At 51.2% G+C, this 23,087-nt stretch carries 21 protein-coding genes; 7 read left to right on the top strand and 14 right to left on the bottom strand.

Features of this window, described 5'->3' with window-relative positions; translation table 11 throughout:
• Nucleotides 1-650: 650 nt before the first annotated feature.
• The 4 genes from ACFRAM_RS23740 to ACFRAM_RS23725 all read right to left on the bottom strand — a co-directional run bounded on the left by ACFRAM_RS23740 (nucleotide 651) and on the right by ACFRAM_RS23725 (nucleotide 5,843).
• Nucleotides 651-911, bottom strand: a complete 261-nt coding sequence (locus ACFRAM_RS23740; RefSeq protein ID WP_066371850.1) for a metal-sensitive transcriptional regulator — start codon at nucleotides 909-911, stop codon at nucleotides 651-653.
• Nucleotides 912-926: 15 nt separating this feature from the next.
• Nucleotides 927-3,458 (bottom strand): CoA-disulfide reductase, encoded by a 2,532-nt coding sequence (locus ACFRAM_RS23735; protein WP_379468718.1) that lies wholly within the window; start codon nucleotides 3,456-3,458, stop codon nucleotides 927-929.
• Nucleotides 3,459-3,722: 264 nt separating this feature from the next.
• Complete coding sequence (pfkA, locus tag ACFRAM_RS23730) at nucleotides 3,723-4,694, bottom strand: 6-phosphofructokinase (RefSeq protein ID WP_379468716.1); 972 nt, start codon at nucleotides 4,692-4,694, stop codon at nucleotides 3,723-3,725.
• Nucleotides 4,695-4,760: 66 nt separating this feature from the next.
• Complete coding sequence (locus ACFRAM_RS23725) at nucleotides 4,761-5,843, bottom strand: tetraprenyl-beta-curcumene synthase family protein (RefSeq protein WP_066372943.1); 1,083 nt, start codon at nucleotides 5,841-5,843, stop codon at nucleotides 4,761-4,763.
• A gap of 194 nt (nucleotides 5,844-6,037) precedes the next feature.
• On the opposite strand from ACFRAM_RS23725, the gene ACFRAM_RS23720 reads away from it, so the two are divergent.
• Entirely contained in the window at nucleotides 6,038-7,330 is a 1,293-nt protein-coding gene (locus ACFRAM_RS23720; protein ID WP_379468714.1) for an MFS transporter, read from the top strand.
• A gap of 313 nt (nucleotides 7,331-7,643) precedes the next feature.
• On the opposite strand, the gene ACFRAM_RS23715 is transcribed toward ACFRAM_RS23720, so the two are convergent.
• Nucleotides 7,644-7,841 (bottom strand): cold shock domain-containing protein, encoded by a 198-nt coding sequence (locus tag ACFRAM_RS23715; RefSeq protein ID WP_019911834.1) that lies wholly within the window; start codon nucleotides 7,839-7,841, stop codon nucleotides 7,644-7,646.
• A gap of 172 nt (nucleotides 7,842-8,013) precedes the next feature.
• Between ACFRAM_RS23715 and ACFRAM_RS23710 the strand changes: the two genes are divergently transcribed.
• The 6 genes from ACFRAM_RS23710 to ACFRAM_RS23685 all read left to right on the top strand — a co-directional run bounded on the left by ACFRAM_RS23710 (nucleotide 8,014) and on the right by ACFRAM_RS23685 (nucleotide 12,751).
• Entirely contained in the window at nucleotides 8,014-8,247 is a 234-nt protein-coding gene (locus tag ACFRAM_RS23710; protein ID WP_066371860.1) for a hypothetical protein, read from the top strand.
• Between the two features lie 5 nt (nucleotides 8,248-8,252).
• Nucleotides 8,253-8,423, top strand: a complete 171-nt coding sequence (locus tag ACFRAM_RS23705) for a hypothetical protein (protein WP_175374346.1) — start codon at nucleotides 8,253-8,255, stop codon at nucleotides 8,421-8,423.
• Nucleotides 8,424-8,635: 212 nt separating this feature from the next.
• Nucleotides 8,636-10,426, top strand: a complete 1,791-nt coding sequence (pepF, locus tag ACFRAM_RS23700) for an oligoendopeptidase F (RefSeq protein WP_379468711.1) — start codon at nucleotides 8,636-8,638, stop codon at nucleotides 10,424-10,426.
• Between the two features lie 85 nt (nucleotides 10,427-10,511).
• A complete protein-coding gene (locus ACFRAM_RS23695) occupies nucleotides 10,512-10,832 on the top strand; it encodes a LapA family protein (protein WP_379468709.1) in 321 nt (106 codons plus the stop codon).
• A 64-nt stretch (nucleotides 10,833-10,896) separates the two neighbouring features.
• Entirely contained in the window at nucleotides 10,897-11,940 is a 1,044-nt protein-coding gene (locus tag ACFRAM_RS23690; protein ID WP_379468707.1) for a M42 family metallopeptidase, read from the top strand.
• On the top strand, nucleotides 11,924-12,751 hold the full coding sequence (locus ACFRAM_RS23685; RefSeq protein ID WP_379468705.1) for a hypothetical protein: 828 nt from the start codon (nucleotides 11,924-11,926) through the stop codon (nucleotides 12,749-12,751). The genes ACFRAM_RS23690 and ACFRAM_RS23685 overlap by 17 nt, the downstream gene beginning before the upstream one ends.
• A 656-nt stretch (nucleotides 12,752-13,407) precedes the next feature.
• On the opposite strand, the gene ACFRAM_RS23680 is transcribed toward ACFRAM_RS23685, so the two are convergent.
• The 9 genes from ACFRAM_RS23680 to hemH all read right to left on the bottom strand — a co-directional run bounded on the left by ACFRAM_RS23680 (nucleotide 13,408) and on the right by hemH (nucleotide 23,061).
• Complete coding sequence (locus ACFRAM_RS23680) at nucleotides 13,408-13,893, bottom strand: tetratricopeptide repeat protein (protein ID WP_379468883.1); 486 nt, start codon at nucleotides 13,891-13,893, stop codon at nucleotides 13,408-13,410.
• Nucleotides 13,894-13,949: 56 nt separating this feature from the next.
• Entirely contained in the window at nucleotides 13,950-15,896 is a 1,947-nt protein-coding gene (locus tag ACFRAM_RS23675) for an ABC-F family ATP-binding cassette domain-containing protein (RefSeq protein ID WP_379468703.1), read from the bottom strand.
• A 126-nt stretch (nucleotides 15,897-16,022) separates the two neighbouring features.
• Nucleotides 16,023-16,634 (bottom strand): TetR/AcrR family transcriptional regulator, encoded by a 612-nt coding sequence (locus ACFRAM_RS23670; protein ID WP_379468701.1) that lies wholly within the window; start codon nucleotides 16,632-16,634, stop codon nucleotides 16,023-16,025.
• 15 nt (nucleotides 16,635-16,649) lie between these two features.
• Nucleotides 16,650-17,453 (bottom strand): DUF92 domain-containing protein, encoded by an 804-nt coding sequence (locus ACFRAM_RS23665; RefSeq protein WP_379468699.1) that lies wholly within the window; start codon nucleotides 17,451-17,453, stop codon nucleotides 16,650-16,652.
• 37 nt (nucleotides 17,454-17,490) lie between these two features.
• Nucleotides 17,491-18,114 carry a fumarylacetoacetate hydrolase family protein gene (locus ACFRAM_RS23660; RefSeq protein ID WP_379468880.1) on the bottom strand — a complete coding sequence of 208 codons (624 nt, stop codon included), beginning with the start codon at nucleotides 18,112-18,114 and terminating at the stop codon, nucleotides 17,491-17,493.
• Between the two features lie 40 nt (nucleotides 18,115-18,154).
• Entirely contained in the window at nucleotides 18,155-18,886 is a 732-nt protein-coding gene (locus ACFRAM_RS23655; protein ID WP_379468697.1) for a glycerophosphodiester phosphodiesterase, read from the bottom strand.
• Nucleotides 18,887-18,963: 77 nt separating this feature from the next.
• The gene (locus tag ACFRAM_RS23650) at nucleotides 18,964-20,475 is read right to left on the bottom strand and encodes a CapA family protein (RefSeq protein ID WP_379468695.1); all 1,512 of its coding nucleotides are present in this window, start codon (nucleotides 20,473-20,475) and stop codon (nucleotides 18,964-18,966) included.
• Nucleotides 20,476-20,680: 205 nt separating this feature from the next.
• Nucleotides 20,681-22,108: a protoporphyrinogen oxidase gene (gene hemG / locus ACFRAM_RS23645; protein WP_379468693.1), complete on the bottom strand. Its 1,428-nt coding sequence runs from the start codon at nucleotides 22,106-22,108 to the stop codon at nucleotides 20,681-20,683.
• Nucleotides 22,105-23,061: a ferrochelatase gene (hemH, locus tag ACFRAM_RS23640; protein ID WP_175374334.1), complete on the bottom strand. Its 957-nt coding sequence runs from the start codon at nucleotides 23,059-23,061 to the stop codon at nucleotides 22,105-22,107. Before hemH ends, hemG begins: the two co-directional genes overlap by 4 nt.
• Nucleotides 23,062-23,087: the final 26 nt, after the last annotated feature.

The raw sequence follows: 23,087 nt of genomic DNA, 5'->3' as shown, positions 1-23,087 counted from the left end.
TGCACACGTGCTCCAGCCAGCTATCTGCATTCTGCCACCTATCGGCAGCTATTGGGCCACAAACTACAATCATCTTCTGTCAGCACCTCAAGATAGGGCAAATACTTTGGAGTATGACTTAGTATCAGCCACACAACACTCTAGCCATCAGATCCCACTACCTATATTTTCCACCGCCTTCCTATCGGCTCTTACGGACATCGTCTTGTCTTTTCCATCGCAGTGGTCACATTTTTTTGCATGGTGTGGTTTCCTAAACCAATAAAAAAGGGCAGGCTTCGCTCATCCCACAAACAAATAATTTCTTATACGTAAAAAAAGGAACAGCACAACTGCTGTCCCCTCCGTTTAAACTCTTTGCTACTTAATCGCTTAGCTTCTAACCCTTAACTACCTGGCTACCTAACTGCTTAGCTTCTAACCCTTAACTCCTTCGCTACCTGGCTACATTGCTTCTAACACTTTATTACCCGACTACCTAACTGCTTAGCTTCTAACACTTAACTACCTGGCTACATAGCCGCTTAAAATCTATCCCTTACTAATTCGCTACGGCTGCTTAGTTCTAACTTTCCAACCCTTCGCTACCTGCTACTTAGTTTCTAAATTTCCTGGTCTCCCCTGGGCTCCTTAACGCTCGCCTTGGTCCCTTATCTACTCTTAACAAGCAGCTCTACCGCTTCCTTAATCACCTTATCCGGCGAATGGCCCTGCTCCAGTTCTTCTTGAATACAATGCTGCAGATTGGAACCGATCACGGTTCCTACAGTGCGGTCGACCGCTGTACGGATGGCCGTCAGTTGGGTAACAATCTCGCGGCAGTCCTTGCCTTCCTCCAGCATCCCCAATACACCGCGAACCTGGCCCTCGATCCGCTTCAGTCTGTTTTTAATCGCGTTATCATACTCCATTGCTTCACACATCCTTTAAATAAACAAGTTAACGCCTGCATCGTCGGCAGCGCCGAGATAACTGGCTACACCTCCAAAATCCACACCGTCCAGCAGCTCTTCCTTCTTAATCCCCATAATATCCATACTCATCGTACAGGCAATCATCCGCACTCCTGCGTTCATTGCTCCCTGCATCAGTTGCTCCAAGGAGTCTACATTCTTCTGTTCCATCGCATGGCGGATCATCTTCGGCCCCAGCCCGCCCATATTCATCTTGGACAGCGGCAGGGATTTGCTGCCCTGTGGCATCATGAGTCCGAACATCCGCTCCATGCCGCTCTTCTCTACCGCAGGCGCCTGTATTTTTCGTAAAATGTTTAAGCCCCAGAAGGTAAAGAACATCGTCACTTGCTTGCCCATAGCCACAGCTCCGGTTGCAATAATGAAGGAGGCGATAGCTTTGTCCAAATCACCGCTGAACACAACCATGGTAGAACCATTCTTGTTCCCAGAACCTGATTCAGGGATCATTAACCGTCCATCGTGATTCCGAGAAGTATCCCGGCCTTTGCGCAGCACAGCTGTTACCTTCCCCTGAGACACATCCAGCGCTTCAAGTGTATTGCTTGTTTTGTGGCACCACTGCTCAATATCTGCTGCAAAACCAAAGTCTGTTGAGGTAACCTCCAGCTGGCCGCCTTCTTCCAGTGATTGTACCGTTTCGTATACCTTGAGTATAGGCCCCGGGCATTGCAATCCGCAAGTATCCAGCAAGGTCAACTGCGCATTCGTCCCTATTGGATTATGGGTTACTGGAACCTCAGAGGGGTGCTCGGGTCCTGGCTGTTTGCTCTTTGCTTGAGTCGGACCACCGCCAGTCGGGCTACTACCTACTTCTGGGGATTGGGTCAGCCGCCCGGCTCGCAGCATTGAAGCATAGTTCTTGTAGCCGCCATCTACATTACGAACGCGATAACCATGTTGGCTTAACAAGCGTGCCGCGATATATCCACGCAGTCCAACCTGACAAGAGACCGCGATCTCCTGCTCGCGCGGAATCTCAGCCAACCGGCCGCGTAGCTGACCAAGTGGAATATGAATGGACCCTGAAATAGCCCCCGCCAGCAGTTCAGCCGCATCTCTGACATCAATGATCAGCCCGCCATTCCTGTGAAAAGCATCCACCTCATGCCACTGCAGCGTATCTACGAGGCCATCCATCAGGTTGGAGGCGATATAACCCGCCATATTGACAGGGTCCTTGGCCGATGAGTATGGTGGCGCATAAGCCAGTTCTATGTCGGCTAGTTCCTGCACATCCAGTTTGCCGCGGATGGCTGTGGCGATAACGTCGATTCTTTTATCCACTCCCTCCGCTCCGACGGCCTGTGCGCCATAAATTTCCCCCGTCTCTGGATTGAACAACAATTTCATAGAGATTGGCGAGCTTCCAGGATAGTACCCTGCGTGGGAGTTCGGGTGCAGATGAACCGCCTTGTACGGAACGTTAAGTCGGCGCAGCGTTTTCTCGTTGTTGCCCGTCGAAGCCGCTGTCAGCGCAAAGGTCTTGATGATTGCCGTACCAAGCGCACCCTCATACGCTATGGGCTTACCGTTGATATGATCAGCTACCAGTCTTCCTTGGCGATTCGCTCCCCAGGCGAGTGACACCATCGTAGCGAATCCATGATTCCAGTCTTTGACCTCGATGGCATCGCCCACTGCGTAAATGGTAGGGTCGCTGGTTTGAAGCTGGGCATTCACCTTGACCGCCCCACGGAATCCAAGCTCAAGCCCACAGGATTGAGCAAGATCGTTCTCTGGACTTACCCCGATTGCCATAATAACCATGTCCGTGTGCAGCAAATCTCCAGAGGTCAGATGCAATTCACGACCTGCAGACTTGAATTCCTTCACACCTTCCTTCAGCCGGATATCCACCCCATTAAGGCTCATGTGTTGCTCCACAAGGATCGCCATTTCAGGATCTAGCGGATTCAGCAGTTGTTCCCCCCGATCAAGAAGTGTAACCTCAACACCGCGTTCGCGCAGATTCTCGGCCATTTCCAGCCCAATGAACCCTCCGCCGATAACCGTCGCATGTCTAGGGTGACGCTCATCTACAAAGCCTTTAATCCTATCCGTATCCTGAACATTTCTTAGCGTGAACAAGTTAGCGGCATTTTCGATTCCCGGAATCTCTGGCATTATAGGCCTTGCACCCGGTGATAGCACAACGAGATCGTAAGCCTGTGTCCCTTCTTCACCCGTGACTGTATTGCGGAAGCGAATAAGCCTCTGTTCGCGGTCTATTAACGTCACCTCGGTCAGCACGCGTACATCAATGTTGAAACGGTCTTTAATCCCCTTAGGGGTCTGTAGGAACAATTTCTCCCGGGAATTAATGCTGCCCCCAATATAGTAAGGCAATCCGCAGTTAGCAAAAGAAACATGCTCGCCCCGCTCGAACATCACAATCTCGTCTTGCTCATTCAAACGCCGAAGCCTCGCTGCAGCGGAAGCCCCTCCGGCCACGCCCCCAATGATTACAATTCTTCTATTCATCTCTCATCCTCCTCGTATATACCCTATGGGGTATATAATATACGGGTGGGGGTATATTGTCAAACGTAAAATATCCAGTCCTCTTCAAGCGTTCTCACCAGAATCGCTGAATCCAACATCCTTAAGGGGCCTCACCAAACATCGCCGAATCTAACAACTTCAAACGTCCACTCTGGAAATCAGCAGATTTCCCAACATAAAAAGCCCTGCGATCACCGCAGGGCTCATAAACTTCATAATTTCAGTACATAATCATTGCCGTTCTTATTGAGAAAGACGGGAAGCCAATTCATACAACTCAACGTTGAAGTCCTTCTTGCTATTGACCACGGTGTCAATGTCAGTCAGAACAAGCTCACCTTTGATGATACCGCAAGCTTTACCGGATTCGCCATCCAGCAGTTTGCGCACAGCGAAATCACCCAGGCGGCTTGCCAGGTTGCGGTCCGCTGGTGTCGGTGTACCGCCACGTTGAATATGTCCAAGCACAGTAACACGCGCATCCAAAGAGGAGTGACGGTCCTTCAGTGCCTGAGCAACATCTTCGCCCTTACCTACGCCTTCAGCTACGATCACAATACTGTGTCTCTTACCGTTGACAAAGTTATCGCGCATACGATCGGCAACTTCATTCAAATCATAAGGCATTTCAGGGACAAGAATGGTCTCCGCGCCGGAAGCAAGACCCGCATGCAACGCGATATCGCCGCAGTGACGACCCATAACTTCAACGACAGAAGAACGTTCGTGAGAGGACATTGTATCGCGGAGCTTATTGATCGCATCCACAACTACACCTACTGCAGTGTCAAAACCAATGGTGTAGTCTGTGTAAGAAATATCATTGTCGATCGTTCCCGGCAGGGCCATCGTCTTGATCCCAAGCTTGCTCAGCTTGTTGGCGCCATGATATGAACCGTCGCCGCCAATAACCACCAGGCCGTCAATCCCCATCTCGTTAAGGATGTCCGCACCCTTCTGCTGGCCTTCCGGCTTTACGAACTCCAGACATCTTGCCGACTGCAGGATAGTACCCCCGCGCTGGATGATATCGCCGACGCTGCGCAGGTCCATCGGGAAGATATCCCGGTTCAGAAGTCCTTGGTATCCGCGTTGAATGCCGAACACTTCAATACCGAAATAAAGTGCACTGCGAACTACTGCGCGAACTGCGGCATTCATCCCTTGCGAATCCCCGCCGCTGGTCAAGACTGCGATCTTTTTAACTGTTGCCATTCTGATGTTCCTCCTTAAAATTGTGCGAAGGCCGTCTCTCTTGCGAGAAACTGCTGCGCAGCATTCCTAATACATGTGCTTGCGTATCCAGCGGCTGTTCACGAAGAAGAAGAGCCTCGTCAGCGGGCTTCCCTTCATCAGCCGTTTCGATACTGAGCGAACTTCCCGCTGTTCGCTAACTTTCGGATCGGATAAATACAATGCCAGCAAACCTTCGATGACCATGCGATGCATCGAGGTCTCGGGAAGATTCCGGACATCCTTGCGGGCCCACTCCACGATGGAAGCGATCCGATTCAACATGGTATCAGTGTCGTCATAATAATTGCAGAAATTGAGATCACCGCCGGCCCTATCTTCATCCTGATCGATGAGGTAATCCAGCATAATGTGCAGACCGCACACATGCGGGAAATACGCGGCACGAATGGACGCCGTCTGTGCCTTACTCAGCTTGGGATCACATGAGGCCAGAAAAAGCATGAACACACCCAGAGTAGATCCTGTAGCCGCTGCAAACTCATTCCAATACAAATGAGGTGCACGGCTCCCATGCTCCTCCCACCATTCCTTCAGGGCAGCTTCCCTGAGTTCCGGGCGAATGTGCTTGTACACCTGCAGATCCGTATACAATACAGCCAAATCGGCAATCTCATCCGCCGCAGCCGCATAACCTGGCAGCAGGGAAATCATCTCCTGGCATTTGCGGACCAGCCTGTGCAGATAACCTCCATCATTCTGTTCGGTGCGAAGCGCATAATAATTGACAAGCTCCGCCTCAGGATTGATAGCATCCAGCATCGATTGATGAAGCAGCCTAAAATCGGCAGGATCTTGCGAGGTACTACGGTCACATAAGTTGTCCAGATAATCGCTGATCGTTTGATAAGCAACAATAAGCGGAATAAGTATATGTCTCATCGATAAATTACCGGCCGCATAAATACCGCCGCCCTCGCAGTGAAACTGTTTAGTCTCAATGCTGGCGAGCGCTTGCTTCCGGAGCTCGGGATCGGGAATCCCTTCCGCATCTTGACGCCAGAAGCCCAGGCATGACCTAACTTCCGGCAGCACGTACTTGTAGACCCTCTTCATAAGTCCTATAGGACCTTTCGGGCTTAGGTAACGGCCTTGCTCAAATTCATTCAATGACAGTGCCTCCACATTGTTGTCTCCTTATCCAAATCATCATTATTATAATATGATCATCGTATTTGTACAAACAACAAAATCACTTTCGCAAATCCTTGCAAGATTCAGAAATACCGCCATTTTCGTAAACATAGCTTCCTTCCTTTGTGCTATACTACTCGTATTTGATATTCGGAGGAGTGCAAAACATCATGTTTTCAGAACGGAGCGGCAGCGGTTCAGGTGACCAGAACTGGCTGCGATCCTTTATGTTTACGGTTTTCGGCACCAGTGTCCTGGTTGTATCTTATTTCCCATTATTCTATACCCATCTCGGCTTCAGTAGTTCGCAGGTAGGATACCTCTACTCTCTCGGACCGCTTATTTCAATTCTCTCCAATTTGTTCTGGAGCATGATCAGCGACCGGCTGGGTACGATCAAGAAGATCATGGTCATCCTGCTGGCAGGTCAGCTTGTTCTAGCGCTTCTTTTGGCGAGGGCAACGGAGTTTTCATCGGTTATGATTATTTTATCCCTTTTCTATTTCTTCTATTACCCTGTTTTTCCACTTGCAGATACGATGGCTATCAAAACCGCTACCCGATATGGACGAAATTTCATCACAATTCGGGTCTTCGGTTCTCTCGGCTATGCCTTTTTCGCATTAACAGTAGGCTACTTATTGCGCGCTGTAGGCTCCTCCTGGAGCATGGCTGTCTGTATCGCTATCGTCATCGCTGCCCTGCTGATCACCATTCCTTTAAAAGATGCAAAACGAGACCCGGCAGCGCTGAAGAGCAAGCCTGAGAAGAGTCATAAAGGCGACAAAGGCAGTGGATTGAAAGAAATTTTGCTGCAAAAAGAAGTACTGTCGTTCTTTGGCATCGTCTTTTTACTTGCCCTGGGGCATCGGATGAATGAGGCTTTTCTGACCATCAGTCTAAAGCAGCTTGGAGCCGGCGAGGAGATTATCGGCTGGGCGCTGCTTGCTTCCGCGTTAAGTGAAATTCCGGTATTCTTTCTTCTTAGCAAATATGGAGAGCGATTCAAGGAGCTGCCTCTGCTTGTCTTTGCCAGTCTCATGTACGCCCTGCGCTTCCTGCTCATGTCCTATGCTCATGCTCCATTAGCGATGGTGGCCATCCAGGCCATGCACAGTGTGACCTTTGGTGTTTTTTATGTCACCTCGGTTCGTTACATCACACGGATGATACCCGATCATCTGCGGGCCACGGGCATGGCGCTCTTCACCATCGTCTGGTCGAGTGCTTCCGGGTTGCTCAGTGGGGCCTTCGGTGGGATCATTTATGAAAATGCCGGGCGTTCCACCTTCTACATGGTTGCAGCACTCTTCTCGATCCTTGCGTTTGGCGGATTTTTGGTAAAATACCTGCTGTCCTCCAACACAAAGGTTGCACCGGAAGCTTCCCTCAAGAAGCAGGCTGTCCAAGCTCAGGACTCGCAACCACCAGGAACCACTCCTGCGGAGAATTCCACACTATAGGGGCGTTCCTATTGAGGAACCGCCTATCGACAAACAACCATACCCTGTGTCCTTCCATGAAGGGCGCAGGGTTTTTAACAAAATATAAGAATTTGTATGTTCTACGCTATAAATTATCCTTATATTTCTCGCTGAAACGGATACCGCCCCTTAGCGGACGGCAACGCCGTTTCTACTTGTCAGGATATATAACAAAAAAACACAGTCCCCGAGAGAACTGTGTGTTGTGTAATTCGTTGGTTACCACTTTTACAAGAGCTAGCCAAATTGATATATATTTCTCAGCAGACAGCCAGGCTGTCAGAACCGATTCTTATAGTTTTACTACGTTAGCTGCTTGTGGACCACGGTTGCCGTCAGTGATGTCAAACTCAACAGCTTGACCTTCATCCAAAGTCTTGAAGCCGTCGCCTTGGATTGCTGAGAAGTGAACGAATACGTCTTCGCCGCCTTCTACTTGAAGAAAACCGTAACCTTTTTCTGCGTTAAACCATTTTACTGTACCTTTCAAATGAACAACCTCCTAAAAATAGCGCCATATATGGCGTATGCTTACATTATACTCCATTTTATTGTCCAGTGCAATCCATCTTTCCCTCGTATCCCTGAATTAATTTGCTTTTCCCTTCCCGGGTGCGTTATCATTGACCCAAAAGCCAAAAATCGCCAGGGTGGTAATGAAAATGATCAAAAAACACGAAATATACAAAACAGACAAATGGAACATGATGACGGTTGAGGTCCAAGGCCGCTATATCATCCTTCGGGAAATTTCCGATCAATGGGGTGAGGAAACTCATACCTTCATGAGCCGTCCGGCCATGATGCAGTGGGTGGGCAACCGCTTCAACAAAGAATCCTATAAAGACAACGAAGAAGAGTATAAGAAAATCATGGAAGCTTTCAAGCAGGTATAACGAGGATGAACACAGAGAATCTCACGATTTATACAATCGTTGTTCTATGTCTCGGCGCCGTGCTAATTATGTCCAGGGACCGGGTACCGCAGCGATTGAAGCGGGGGATGGCCCTGACAGCCGCCATTATGATTTTCCTGGCTTTTGTCTTCATTATTTACAGCTTCCTGGCATAACCTGCGCATAAGCGACGCTGAGATTACATAATCATGGTCAAGCTGGGCATATTAGGAACACCTTTTATTATAAGGAGGCTTCCGCATTGCCTGTATGGACCCGCTCTCTCTCGTTACTACTTGCGCTCTCTATTTTGCCGGGTGATTTATCATCCGCCATGCTGCCGCAGGAATCAGCACCTGCATCATCCCATCATTCGAGGAGGATTTCCATGGAACAATTACTAAAAAGAAGTGAAGTGCCTGCGGAGAACCGCTGGAAGCTTGAAGATATGTTTGCTTCGCAGAAAGACTGGGATGACGCTTACACCGAAACCAAAGGTCTCATTAAAAAAGCTGCCGACTTTCAGGGCAAGCTCGACACTGCTGGAGCACTAAAAGACTGCTTCGAACTGGATGACAAGCTCTCCTTGCTCACTGAACGGCTCTATGTCTATGCACATATGCGTCAAGATGAAGACACTGCTAATCCGGTCTATCAGGCGCTTTCCCAAAAAGCAAAGCAGCTTAGTGTAGAAGCCGGCGAGGCGCTTTCTTTTATCACACCGGAAATTCTGGCTCTGCCGGTCGAGAAGCTTGACCAGTTCATCGCTGATTCCGAGTTGTCCGATTATACCTTCACGCTCACGGAGATGAAGCGCCAGAAAGCGCATATTCTCACCAAAGCCGAGGAGGCACTGCTGGCCCAAGTGGGGAACCTGTCCCAGGCGCCGCAAAACATTTTTGGCATGCTGAACAACGCCGATCTTAAGTTCCCGAAGATTAAGGACGAGACCGGCAAAGAAGTAGAGTTGACGCATGGCAGCTATATTAAGTTCCTGGAAAGCCCGGACCGTGAGGTCCGCAAGAACGCTTTTAAAGCCGTGTACGAGACTTACGCCAAACAGAAAAATACAATTGCAGCCACGCTGAGTGCCAATGTGAACAAAAATGTGTTCTACTCACGCGTGCGCAAATATCCATCGGTGCTGGAAATGTCCCTCTACGGTGACAATATCCAAAAAGAGGTATACACCAACCTGATCGATACGATCCATGAGAGTCTGCCGCTGATGCACCGCTATATGAAGCTACGTCAGAAGCTGCTTGGGGTTGACGAGCTGCATATGTATGACTTGTTTGCTCCACTCGTGGACGAATACAAGCTGGACATTACCTTCGATGAAGCAAAGAAAATTACCAAAGAAGGCCTTAAGCCGCTGGGCGAGGACTATCTGAAGGTTCTGCAAGAAGGCTATGATAACGGCTGGATCGATGTCTACGAGAATGAGAACAAACGTACAGGTGCATACAGCTGGGGAGCTTACGGCACTCACCCTTACGTGCTGCTGAACCATAACGACAACCTGAACAGTATGTTCACGCTGGCACATGAGATGGGTCACGCCCTTCATTCCTACTATTCGGACAATACGCTGAAGTATCGGGATGCACAGTACACGATTTTCCTGGCGGAGGTTGCTTCCACTACCAACGAAGCACTGCTGATGGATTATTTGCTTAATAAGTCCACAGATCCGAAGGAAAAAATGTACCTGCTCACCTACTATGCCGACCAGTTCCGTACGACTGTATTCCGGCAGACGATGTTTGCCGAATTCGAGAAGATTGTCCATGAACGCGCAGAAGCCGGTGAGTCCCTGACTCCGCAGGATCTGTCCGCTATCTACTATGATCTGAACGTGAAATACTACGGCAAGGACATGGTCGTTGACAAGGATATCGAGATGGAATGGGCACGTATTCCCCATTTCTACAACAGCTTCTACGTTTACAAATACGCCACAGGCTTCTCGGCAGCCACGAGCTTTGCGAAACAGATTCTGGAGGAAGGCAAACCGGCGGTGGATCGTTACCTCGGCTTCCTGAAGAGCGGGGGCAGCGATTACTCTATCAACATTCTGTCCAAAGCCGGTGTTGATATGTCCTCCCCTGCACCGATCCGTGAAGCGATGAGCGTGTTCGAAAGCGTGATTGAGCAGATGGAACAGTTGACCAAGTAAAAAAGAACGTTTAGTATAAAGTTAATCCCTTGCCCGGTCGCGGGCAGGGGATTTATACTGTAGCCCTTTAAGGAGGAATACCCTCATGAAATTACAATGGTCATTGATCGCAGGTCTGATCTTCGCGCTGCTTACCGCAGTTTTTGCGGTGATTAATGTCGATCCGGTACAGGTCAATTTCTTCTTCACTGTCGTCAGCATGCCGCTGATTCTCGTCATCTTGGGCTGCGCCCTGATCGGCGGGATTATCGTCGGGTCCTATGGCATTTTCCGTCAGTACAAGCTGCAGAAGCAGATTAAACAGCTGACCGCCGAACTTGCCAAGCTGCGTGAAAACAGCACGTCGCTGGATAGCTTCACGCTGAGCGATGAGAGTGTGTCAGCAGACAGCTCTACACAGGTGTAAAATACATAAGGGCATCGGCTTCTGCCGAGGGCCCTATTTTCCCATGAACTGGAGGCTTTAATCCATGCTTACGATTCAACCTAATGAAGAATACATTCTATCCATTCTTAAAAAATTACTCGATACTCCCAGCCCCAGCGGCTTTACCGCTGAGGTGATGAACCTTGTAGCCGAAGAGGCAGCTGCGCTGGATATCCCGTTGTCCTGGAATGAGAAGGGCGGCGTGGTCCTGACCGTTCCCGGCCTCGATCCTTCCCGTACGATAGGCATTAGCGCACATGTGGACACTCTGGGCGCGATGGTCCGCTCCATTAAATCCAACGGCACCTTGCGCCTAACTTCTGTAGGCGGCTTTACGATGAATAGTATCGAGAACGAATACTGCATTATTCACACCCGCAGCGGCAAGACCTATACAGGCACGATCCTGACGAGTCACCCTTCCGTCCATGTCTATGCCGATGCACGCGACTTCAAGCGGCAGGAAGAGAACATGGAGGTCCGTATTGATGAACTGGTGTCTTCCAAGGATGATGTGCTTAAGCTCGGCATCTCCGTGGGAGATTTCATTTCCTTTGATGCCCGTGCGGTGATTACGCCTAGCGGCTATATCAAATCCCGTCACCTCGATGACAAGGCCAGTGTAGCCGCTCTGCTTGGTCTGCTGGAAAGCATCAAACGCGAGGGCTGGAAGCCCCTGCATAATCTCTCCCTGCTGATCTCCAACTATGAAGAGGTTGGACACGGCGCCTCCTGGATTCCTGGCGAGATCAACGAGATGATCGCTGTAGATATGGGCGCCATGGGCGATGATCTGAGCTGCAAAGAGACGGATGTCTCCATCTGTGCGAAGGATTCTTCTGGCCCTTACGATTATGCTATGACCGGCCGCTTGATCGAGCTGTCTCAGGCTTTGGCCATCCCTTATGCCGTAGACATCTATCCGATGTATGGCTCTGATGCCTCCGCCGCGCTGAAAGGCGGCAACAATATCCGTGCAGCCCTGATCGGTCCGGGCGTACATGCTTCTCACTCTATGGAACGTACACATAAGCAGGCTGTCTTGAATACGACGAAGCTTCTTGCTGCTTATGTCGGAGCCAACTGAGAGCCTTGTCGTCCGTGAGGAACGGTTATGGAAACGTAGGCCTCGGCTGTTCTTTACCGTCCTTACGTTATCAATCGCTCTGATAGCCATTACCTGGATCTTGCTGGACAAAGAGGAAAAACGGGAGGTCTTTAACGGCCTCCCCCACGCCTACACGTTCCGGGAGACCGAAAGTTCAGGCAAAGTGGCTTTGCACATGATGTCCCTCTCCCCTGACCGTGTTGTTCTCCGTCCCGCTGGTGTGCCGCTACGGCAGATTGCCGCCTATGGAATCAACGGCGGCTTCTTTTATGGCAAGGATCTGTTGTCCATTGCCATTATGAATGACAATCCGGTCAGCGGCGGACGACATGATTACGGCTCAGGCTGGTTTAATGCCAAGTATGCCCGTGGCACCTTAGTCTGGGACGGTGCGAAGCGCCAGTTCTCGGTCCAGGTGGTATCCAGCGGTGATGAACTGGCGGTCAGCGACCGTAATCATTATTTTGCACAGGGTGGCATCAGTATGAACCTGGAGCATGAGGAGCAGTGGGCAGTGACGGCGCAAAACGAAAATTTGCCGTACGCCAATGAACAACGGATGCGCTCAGGTATGGTCTACGATAAGGCCGGAGCGTTGTGGCTGATCGTGACCCCGACACTCTGCACGGCGGAGGCGTTCCGGGCAGCTATCCTGGAGAGCGTGCCGGGAGAAGGCCGGGAAGGTATCTTTCTCGACGGGGATGGCTCCTCGCAGATGAATGCCGATGAGGCCGTCTTGACCGGTGATCAACGAGCGGTCGTGCAGATGATCGCCGTGTCGCGGGAGTAGAGAAATCTAGATAGTATGGATTTAAAGAATGGATTTAAAGAACGGATTTAAAGAGCACGTCTAAAAATCACGTCTAAAAAGCAAACAAGGCCAAGAAAAGAGAGAGTCTATATTAGGGATTCAACTAGACAATTCCACTCTCCGTATGGATACACACGTCGTTGGGATTCCCGAAGTACAATTAACAGCATTTTTGTACCCTAAATATTCTGTAACTAGGGGTTAGCGGGAATTAAGTGCAATATTGTACCTTAAATCTTCCAGAATACCCGCCAAGTGAGCTTTCTAGAGAAATTAAGATACAAAAATGCTCTTATTTCCCTTATTTGCCTCTTTTTAATAAAATTAAGGTACAAAAATGCCTTTAGTTGGGGAGACGTACCCTCTTTCTCACTATAAAACGACTAGTGAAGGGGATGAGAGGTTTGCGTCCTAAAACCCTAACTTCACAGGGTAACACCTGCTTTTCTGTGTGAATCTTACTCTCACTTCATAGAAGTAAAAAGTTAAAATGAGCACCTCTGAGCCTCACTCAGTGAGGCTTTCACCCAAGAAACACAAAGAAGCTGACGCCGGTAACGGCGTCAGCTTCTTTATGCTGTGTATTAATCTTATCCATGCGATCTCTAATCACGGAATCCATACTCTACAGGAGCTCAATCCCAAGTCTGTTCCAGCTTATCGGCATAAAAGGCAATGGCCTTACTGTAGCTGCGGATTCCCTCGTCTGCCGAAGTGTCCGCGAGTTGCTCCAGCAGGATGCCCATCGCCTCGCTATGGTCCCCCAGATTATGCAGCGCCATCGCGTAGAATACCGGAAATTCCCGGCGATCCGGGAATTCAGCCATGCCTTGGGCCAGAATGGCCTTAGCACGCTCGTATTCGCCTAGCGTTCTGTAGGTGCTTCCCAGCCCAAGCAGCGCACCCGCCTGGTCCTCTGGCGGGAGAGCTAGCGCTAGGCTTTTCTCGTAATAAGGCACTGCCGCTCGTTCCAGGCCCAGTACATCATGTGTCCAGGCCAGCTGATAATGCAGCCTGGCATGCTGCGGGTGACCTTCAAGCTGCTCTAACAGCAGCGTCCTGGCCTGCTCTGCCTGCCCAGCACTCCTGAGGGCCACAGCGGCTTCTATGATCCCCTCTATCACTAGCCCTCATCCTTTCCAGTTGCATAATCCGCTCTAGGATGAAGCATACAACATTAAGCTTTGCCTGCTATCTTCTCTGCCAGCTCGTTAAGATACGTCCAGCGTTCCATTAGACGCTCCAATTCAGCCTCGCCTTGGCGCTGCTGTTCCACCAGCTCCTGCAGAAGCACAGAGTCGGCGAAGGCTGCTTCCATCTTCACACTGATATCGGCCAAATGCTGCTCTGCCAGCTCAATCTGCTCGTCAATGCCTTCAAACTCACGTTGTTCCTTGAACGTGAATTTGAGTTTTTCCTTGGCTTGAGACGGTGCAGGATTATCCGCTGCGGAGGCTTGAGGTGCACTGCGTTTTGCACCACCAGCACCAGCATCACCTTTGCTCCCTGCCCCACTCCCCGGAGCAATATTCTTGGCAAGCCACTCTTCATATTCACTGTAGTCGCCAACATGAATCCGGATCTGACCGTTCTCAAAGGCGATAAGCTTGTCGATCGTCCGGTCCAGAAAGTACCGGTCATGGGATACTGTAAAGACTACACCCGGGAATTCATCCAGATAGTCTTCCAGAACCGCCAATGTACCAATATCAAGATCATTGGTCGGCTCGTCCAGCAGCAGCACATTTGGAGCTCCCATCAAGACACGCAGAAGATATAGCCGTCTCTTCTCCCCGCCGGAGAGCTTGGAGATCGGCGTCCACTGCGCTGCCGGAGGGAACAGGAAGCGTTCCATCATCTGCGAGGCCGTAATGACGCTACCGTCCGCTGTGCGGACTACCTCAGCCTCTTCCTTCACATACTCGATGGCCCGCAAGCTTAGATCCATATCCTGATGCTCTTGCGTGAAATAACCGAGCTTCACTGTAGCACCCAATTGAACTTCACCGCTATCCGGCTGCAATTTCCCGGCGATCAGGTTCAGTAGCGTGGACTTGCCGCTACCGTTCGGCCCGACAATCCCCACTCGGTCCTGCGGAACAGCGATGTAGGTCAGATCGCTAATTAGCTGCCGTCCATCCAGTGATTTGGACAGCTCTTGTATTTCAATAATTTTACGCCCCAGCCGGGTCGAAGCTACGGACAGGTCAAGTGTACCGCCGGAGACATTGCCGGTCGCCTCCTTGAGCTTCTCGAAGCGATCGATTCTGGCCTTCTGCTTCGTAGTACGCGCCTTCGCCCCGCGGCGAATCCAGGCCAATTCTGTACGCAGCAGATTTTTACGCTTCTGCTCCTCTGACGCCTCCCGCTCTTCACGCTCAGCCTTCAGCTCCAGGAAGCGGGAATAATTTGCTTCATAGCGGAACAAACGTCCACCATCCAGTTCCAACATGACGCTGGCGACCCGGTCCAGGAAGTACCGATCATGCGTAATCATGAGCAGCGCGCCGCGCCGTTTCTGCAGATACTGCTCCAGCCAGGCTACGGAATCCGTATCAATATGGTTGGTAGGCTCATCTAGAATCAGCAGCTCTGACGGTGTAATTAGCGCCGCGGCAAGGGCCACACGCTTGCGCTGTCCGCCGGACAGATTCTCCATAAGAGCATCGAAGCGGGTGATACCAAGCTTGGTCAGAACACTCTTCGCTTCACTTTCAAGATGCCAAGCATCAGCAGCGTCAATAGCTTGCCCTATTCCGGCCAGCTTGCGCTCCAGCGCAGTATTCCCAGGATCAGCTTCCAATTGCGCCACTACATCCATATACTCACGGGTCGCAACCAGCGCCGGGTCTTCTCCGGCAAAGACCTGCTGAAGAACCGTATTACCGGGCTCGTAAGGCGGATTTTGGGCCAGAAATTGTACCCTCACATCGTTACCGATGGCTACTTGTCCTTCATCCGGTGTGTCCAGACCGGCGATGATACGTAAGAATGTCGATTTGCCTGTACCATTTACACCGACAATACCGATCTTATCCCGGTCATCCATCCCGAATGAAGCGTCTTTGAACAATATTTTTTCGCCATAGCTTTTGGAGAGATGCTCCACGGTCATAATATTCATGCTTTATCCTCGCTTGCCTTAGTTTATATTTGAAGCTGATTGCAATCTGGAGAAAACCGCCCGGAACCCGGACGGCCTTATCTTCTGGCGCTTCGTAATTTCCAGCGGGTACACTCCCAACGCCTCTCAGCCCGGTGGTGCTTCTGCTTCTGGTATATGTAAAGCGTTCATCGCCCCGTTAATGAACAGACTCGCGGCAAATCGCGACCGCTTGCGGGCATCGTCAGCCGTGAAATCCGGCTGGAACAGAATGTCCATCTTAAGTCTGTCCAGCATGCCAATGTAGGACTGCGCCATTAACTCCGGCTCCGTAGCTCCACCTTCCAGTAGCACCTTCATGACTGCCTGCTTGTACTGCTCCATGAATTGAGCCATGTAAGCCACGAGCTCAGGGTTATTGTTAGGCGCCCGAAAGAACAGTTTCGTGTGCTGCTTGCGGTCATAATAATAGAACAAGTGATGATCCGCTATAACCGCCAGCTTGCCGCTCAGGTTGTTCTCGGTACCCAGCCTCTCTTCCAATTGCTCCAGAAAGCCTTCGCAGTCACGCTGTGTGACAGCCATGAATAGCTCTTCCTTGCTCTTGAAATAGAGATATATCGTTCCTTTGGCAATTCCCGCCTGCTCCGCTACCTGCGACATCTTCGTCTCGTAGAAACCGGCGGAGCCAAAAAGTCCGTAAGCAGCATCGAGAATGGACGTATGTTTATCATTGGATGCGCTGCCCAGGCAGTCCACCCCCTTACTGTATATTCACCAGGCCAGTCCAACCAGCAGAGCCACGATCCCGCCAACCGCCGAGCTGATAGCATTAACTGCATCATTGGTCATCCAGCGCCAACCACGGGCGTGTACGGCAGGAACGCCGCAGTGCTGCGGACTCTCTACCTCACGGCCGCAGACTGTGCAGCGATTCATTTGCTGTACGGTTGCACCGAGGAACGAGTCGGCAAAAGCACCTGCAAGCCCGCCTAACAGCCCGGCTAGCACCAGTGCCCAGAAAGCCTGATCTGCCATTCCGGCACCCTTCTGAAGCAGCCATGAGCCCGCACCGATCAGGACACCCCCGGCACCAGCCGCCAGTGTTCCCAAGGGCGACACTCCGCCAGAGGCACCTGCAGGCAGCACTTTGCCCGTGAGCACGGAGCGTGGCTGCTTCTTGCTAAGCGTGCCAATCTCTGTAGCCCAAGTATCTGAGGTTACGGTAGCCATTACGCCGATGAACAGAAAGCTCCACAGTTCCAGCGGATACAAGGCATTCAGCAGCACAACCAGCATACCGATCCCGCCATTGGCGAATACCTGTCCGGCATCGCGGCGGCCCGTCTTGGCATACGTTTCTTCCAGCTCTGCCTTGTTATCGTGCTTAAGCTTGGACAACAGACTTGAGGTAATAAAGAATAACAGCAGAACGCCAAACCAGAAGACGTTGCCTGCTCCAAAATAAATCGTGCCCATCAGCACTGCCGCCAGCATACCCGAGAAGCTTAGCGACTGTCTCCAATACGCGGCTCCCGCGACCAGCAGAGCACCACAGGCCCCGATTAAAAGCTGCATGATTTCAACTCCTGCCACTATAGGGTTGCTTCCCGCACTAGCCGATCAGGCAGGTACCAAGCAGCCTTTCTCCCCAATATAATTCGAAGGAATCACCAGTGACTGCTGGTCCTACACCCGCAGGGGTTCCGGTGAAGATTAGATCATTTTTGCCCAGCCCGTAGCGGGAAGCAATAAAGTCAACGATTTTCTGGAGGGAGAAAATCATATCCTTCACGTTGCCGCGCTGCACTTCCGCACCATTTTTCAAAATCACAAAATCCGTAGCCTCCAGCTCATCCTGGTCGGGAAAAGCAATATACGGGGTCAATGGAGCCGAATTCTTGAAGCCCTTGGCTGCAGTCCACGGCAGACCTTTCTTCTTCAGGTCATTCTGCACATCACGCAACGTGAAGTCCAGTCCCAATGCCATCACATCCACCAGTTCCTCCACACTCATTCCCGGCACATAATCACGCGCGATCCGCAGGACAAGCTCGCCTTCAAAATGAATCTGACCGGCATCCTTCGGAAGCTGGATAATGGCTTTATCAAGGGGGACTGCCGCATGAGAGGGCTTCAGGAAGATCAGCGGCTCAGCCGGGACCTTGTTGCCCAGTTCTTCTGCATGCAGCAAGTAATTTCGTCCAACACAATACAGATTATTTATAGCCGCGCACATGGATAGATTCAGCTCTCTTTCCTGTTGATTGTTAAATTCATTACTTTCCAATGAACGTATCGCCCCATAAATCAGGACGGTTCGTACAAATCATTATATCAGAATGCATGGCCGCCAAGCGACGCATCTCCCGTGCTTTATTCACTGTCCAGGCCATTACCTTGATGCCTTGCTCCGCCAGCAGGCTGGCCATAAGCGGGTTCAGTCGTGAAAAGCGGATTGAAAGGAAGGAACATTGCAGCTCCTGCAACTTCGAAACCGGGTCACCCGATCTGGAATCATAGATCAGCCCCGTTCTGAAACGGGGGTTCAGCGCCTTGATTCTCTGCAATGCCCCATGATCAAACGAAGTCAGGACAACCTCATCGCGCATATTGCGGGCGTTAACCTGATCGATGACCGCCTGCTCGAGACCGGGGTACATATCGTTTACGGTTTTGAGCTCAATATTGAGGCGTAGCTTGCCAGATACCAACGCCAGCACTTCATCCAGCGAAGGCACTTTCTCGCCACGAAAAGCCCTTCCTTTCCAGCCGCCGGCATCCAGCCGACGAATCCCCTCCCAGTTCATCTCCCTGACCTTGCCGTGCCCGTTGGTGGTCCGATCCAGCGTGTAATCATGAATGACCACCGGCACGCCGTCCCGTGATAGCTGAACATCAATCTCCATCCAGCGCACAAAGGGGAGCTCTAGCGCCATCCGAACAGCGGCCATTGTATTCTCCGGCGCCTTACCGGAAAATCCCCGGTGTGCCACACAAGGGTTCTTCATCCCATTCCCCCTCTGACCATTCGCTTCTCAAGCGGCTGCTATTTATGCAATTTTTCCAGTTCCGCGCTTAACCTTTATTATTTTGCCTTCTGAGTCACTTTGCCGTCAGCACCAATCCGCACAAGACCGGAAGACAAGGACTCGATTCGCTTCAGGAGAATACCTCCTGCCACATCATTCATTGGGACAGGGCGGGCCAGCTCAGCATCCATCGGTTTGAGTTGCATCGAGCATTGCCCTTTGATAGTACACTCAGCCTGAAAAACCGCTGTCTCCCAGGTAGTGGGGATAGAGCCTTTGGTGAAAATAAAATTACCCGTGCTGTAGGCGATCCATTTGCCTTTATAAGGCTCTATGCCCTGCAGCACATGGGGATGTCCGCCAATGACGAGATCCGCCCCTGCATCTATAAAACTGTGGCCCAGCTTCTGCTGAACACTGTCGTACTGATCTACACGTTCCTTACCCCAGTGCACAACCACAACCACCAGGTCCGCCTTTTTCTTGGCAGCGGCAATCGCTTGCAGTCCTTCTGCACTGTCATAAACGGAGGCAACACCCGGAGTATTCGGTCCCGCCTTCCAATCCATAACTGGCATGACTCGTGTGAATCCCAGCAGCGCAATCTTGATTCCATTGCGTTCAAAATATTGCGCGCTATAAGCCTCCTTGCTATTGAGGCCTGCTCCGACATAGGGAATGCCTCTCTTACCCAGGTGAGTCATTGTATCTCTAAGGCCTTCCTGTCCCTGATCCAGGGTATGGTTGTTAGCGAGGTTCACAGCGTCAATGCCAGCTGCCTTGAGAGCGTCCAGAGCCTCGGGCGCGCCCTTAAACACAAATTGTTTATTCTGAGCGCCAACTCCCCGGGTCGTGATCGGCGTCTCCAGGTTCACCACGGTAAGATCATCCTTCTTGAACATGCCGCCAAGCGCGGAATACGAATAATCATAACCTTTCTGCTTGAGCAGTTCTCCAGCTTTGCCGGAGAAGATAACATCCCCGGCAAAGCTCAGCTTAACCGTACGTTCCCCTGCCAGGCCTTCAGGCAGCCCTGCGATGAAATTACTGTCTATGCCCTGCACATCTCCCGTCTTGCTATCAGAAGGGGTCTTACTGCCCGTTCCGTTCTTCCCTCCGGTGTCAGTAGGTGAGGAACTATCCCCTGCAGAAGTCTGCCCTTCAGCCGTACCCTTGTTATTCCCGGTAACTCCATCGTCTTCCGGGGGGCTGCTCGGTAGAGGTGTGGCCGTTGGCACTACTGTTGCCTCAGGTGTTGCTGTTATTTCAGGTGTTGGCGTTGCTTCTGGTATTGCCGTAACTTCGGGTGTGACTGCCGCTTCGTCTTCATTGTTCGCCGAGGTAGGCGGGTCACTCTCCTGCACCGCCGGATCCGGGGAAGGGGAGTCCGTAGCCTGTGCCACTGGAGGCGGAAAGGAAGATCTATAACCATGTTCGCTGGTAAAACCATAAGTCAATAAGGCGGTGATCATCAATAGTAAACTTACATTAATCCAAGCCCAGATCGTTCTACGACGACGTCTGTTCGGTTTGTCTTTGCGTCTGGAGCTTGATCGCGGCGAATACATGGGTACAATGGTTCTCCTTTGTGTTTAAAATTGTTTCTATTATATCATATCACGTGCTTGTCCCCGCAAATGGTAGAATTGCCAATTACATTTAATAGGACCTTAATTAATGTTCAAAAAAACGGTGAGGCGTTAGAAGTACGCCCCACCGTTCCTAAGTTCTATATTTATATAGAACTTATAAAATAACAAATAAAGAAACCAACTATTCCTTCAAGGCACCCGCAGCGGCTTCGGCCAGAAGCTTGGCCTGCTTGATGCAGTCCGGCATGCCAATGCCGTCATATCCGGCGCCGAAAGCATACACCCCCGGAAGGCTCTCGGCCATTTCGCTACGGAGCCGGGCAATCGCGGCTGGATGGCCTACCGGGTACTGTGGCATCGAATGCCGCAGACGGGTGATTTCCGTAAACAGAGGCTTCGCGGTAATGCCCATGATCTCACGCAAATCCTTGCGCACCAGTTCTGCCAATGCGTCGTCGGGCAGTTCCACATTCTGTTCATCACCGGAACGTCCTACGTAACACCGCAGCAGAACCTTGTCATCAGGGCTGGTATGCAGCCATTTGGACGAAGTCCAGGTACACGCCGTAATGTTACGACCTTCCTTACGCGGAACGAGAAAGCCGGAACCATCATACTCGCCGACTGTATCTTGCTTATTGAATGCCATGACCACATTTGCCACGGAGACATAGTTCACTGCATCCAGTGCTGATACATCGACATGCGGACGCAGCAGTTCTGCAGCGGCAAAATTTTGCGTCGTTACGTATATATCATCCGCTTGCAAACTCTCACCGTTATCTAACACAATTTCATAGCGGTGAGTACGATCAGACCCACTATGTACTTTAATGGAAGCTGCTGCAACTTCTGTGCGCTGCTCCACATCATGCAGTTCATGAATCAATCCGTGCACGAGGCTCTGTAGTCCCTTGGTGAAGGTCAAAAAGGCACTTTTCTTAGTTCCGGTATGCGTCTCAGCCGGCTTGCGCCCAGTGGTCATCCCGCGAATCAGGCTGCCGTACTGCCGCTCCACATCGCCGAACTGCGGAAAGGTCGCCTGCAGGCTGATCTTGCGCATGTCCCCCGCATAAATCCCGGCAAGCAGTGGCTCGGTCATGTTCTCCAGGACCTCTGTTCCAAGCCGGCGCTCAATTAGCGACCCAAGGGATTCATCCTCTTTGCTGCGCTTTGGCGGGAGGATAAAGTCCATCATTGCCCGAGCCTTACCGCTGAAGGATACGAGCCCGCTTTTCAGAAACGGTCCAATCTCTGTAGGAATACCGAGCACCAGGCCCGCCGGCATTGGATGAAGCTTGCCACGTTGCAAGATGTAGGTTTTCTTGGCATTGGGATTGGTGGTAACCAGTTCATGGTCAAGCTCCAGTTCCTTTGCCAGATCGCTCATCGCCGTTTTGCGGGCCAGGAAGGAATCCGGGCCTTTCTCGATGACGAAGCCATCCCGGTGCAAGGTCTCAATCTTGCCGCCTAACGTCTTATCCTTTTCGATCAATACGATATCGGGGATTACCCCAGTCTCTTTATAGAACTTGCGCACATAAAAAGCGGCGCTGAGGCCGCTCAGGCCTCCGCCGATAATGACGATCTTCCTGGGGGAAGCGGTCATGGCTGGGTCACCTTCATCTGGTTCACCTGGCTTAATACGACATCGCTCAGAACAGACATGTAAGCCGGATCGCTGTTCAGCGATTCAGTCCGCGTAAAACGCATATCCAGCTCGGCAGCGATTGCCGTTGCTTCGATATCAAGGTCATACAAGACCTCCAAATGATCAGACACGAAACCGATTGGTGCAGACAGCACGTATTCCACCTGTTCCTTGCTGAGATCGCGTAATGTGTCAAGGATATCCGGGCCCAGCCAAGGCTCAGCCGTGCGCCCTGCACTTTGCCATGTGAATTGCCATGAAGCCACACCTGCTTTGTCCGCGATGGCCTTGGATGTCTCCATCAACTGGTCAACATACGGATCACCCATGGCCAGGATGCGTTCCGGCAAGCTATGAGCGCTGAACAGAACACGGATCTCGTCACGTGCCGCCCCCGCTTCCACATACTGATCCATCTTGGCTGTCACTCTCCGGCTCAGCACATCTATAAGTTCAGGATGCATATGGTAACTCTCGACGAACGACATGTTAACGCCGCATTCCTCAGCCTTAGCCTGTGCCCGCTTGATATAGGTACCTACACTCATAACCGAATAGTGGGGCGCCAGCACAATCCCTACAGCTTGTGTAATGCCTGCCTTCGCCATCGCTTCCACGCCATCCTCAATAAACGGACGGGCATGCTTCAAACCCTGGTAACAGACGAATTCCAGATCACGCCCGCCTTTATCCTCATTCAACTTGGCCTCCAACGCCTCAACCTGACGGTCCGTGTTCTCTCTCAGTGGAAATACACCACCGACAATCGCTTCATAACGATCCTTCAGTTCTTTGAGCTGTTCTGCTGACGGCGCATTGCCGCGACGAATATGCGTATAGTAAGCTTCTACATTATCCAGGCTTTCAGGAGTGCCGTACGACATGACTAAAACACCAATTTTTGTTGTCACGTTTTCCATCCCCTTTAGTAAGTTTT

The sequence above is a fragment of the Paenibacillus sp. NPDC056722 genome, assembly GCF_042790635.1.
GTDB lineage: Bacteria > Bacillota > Bacilli > Paenibacillales > Paenibacillaceae > Paenibacillus_AQ > Paenibacillus_AQ agri.
The sequence above is the reverse complement of the archived record's forward strand: the minus strand, read 5'-3'. Positions and strand labels throughout refer to the sequence as shown.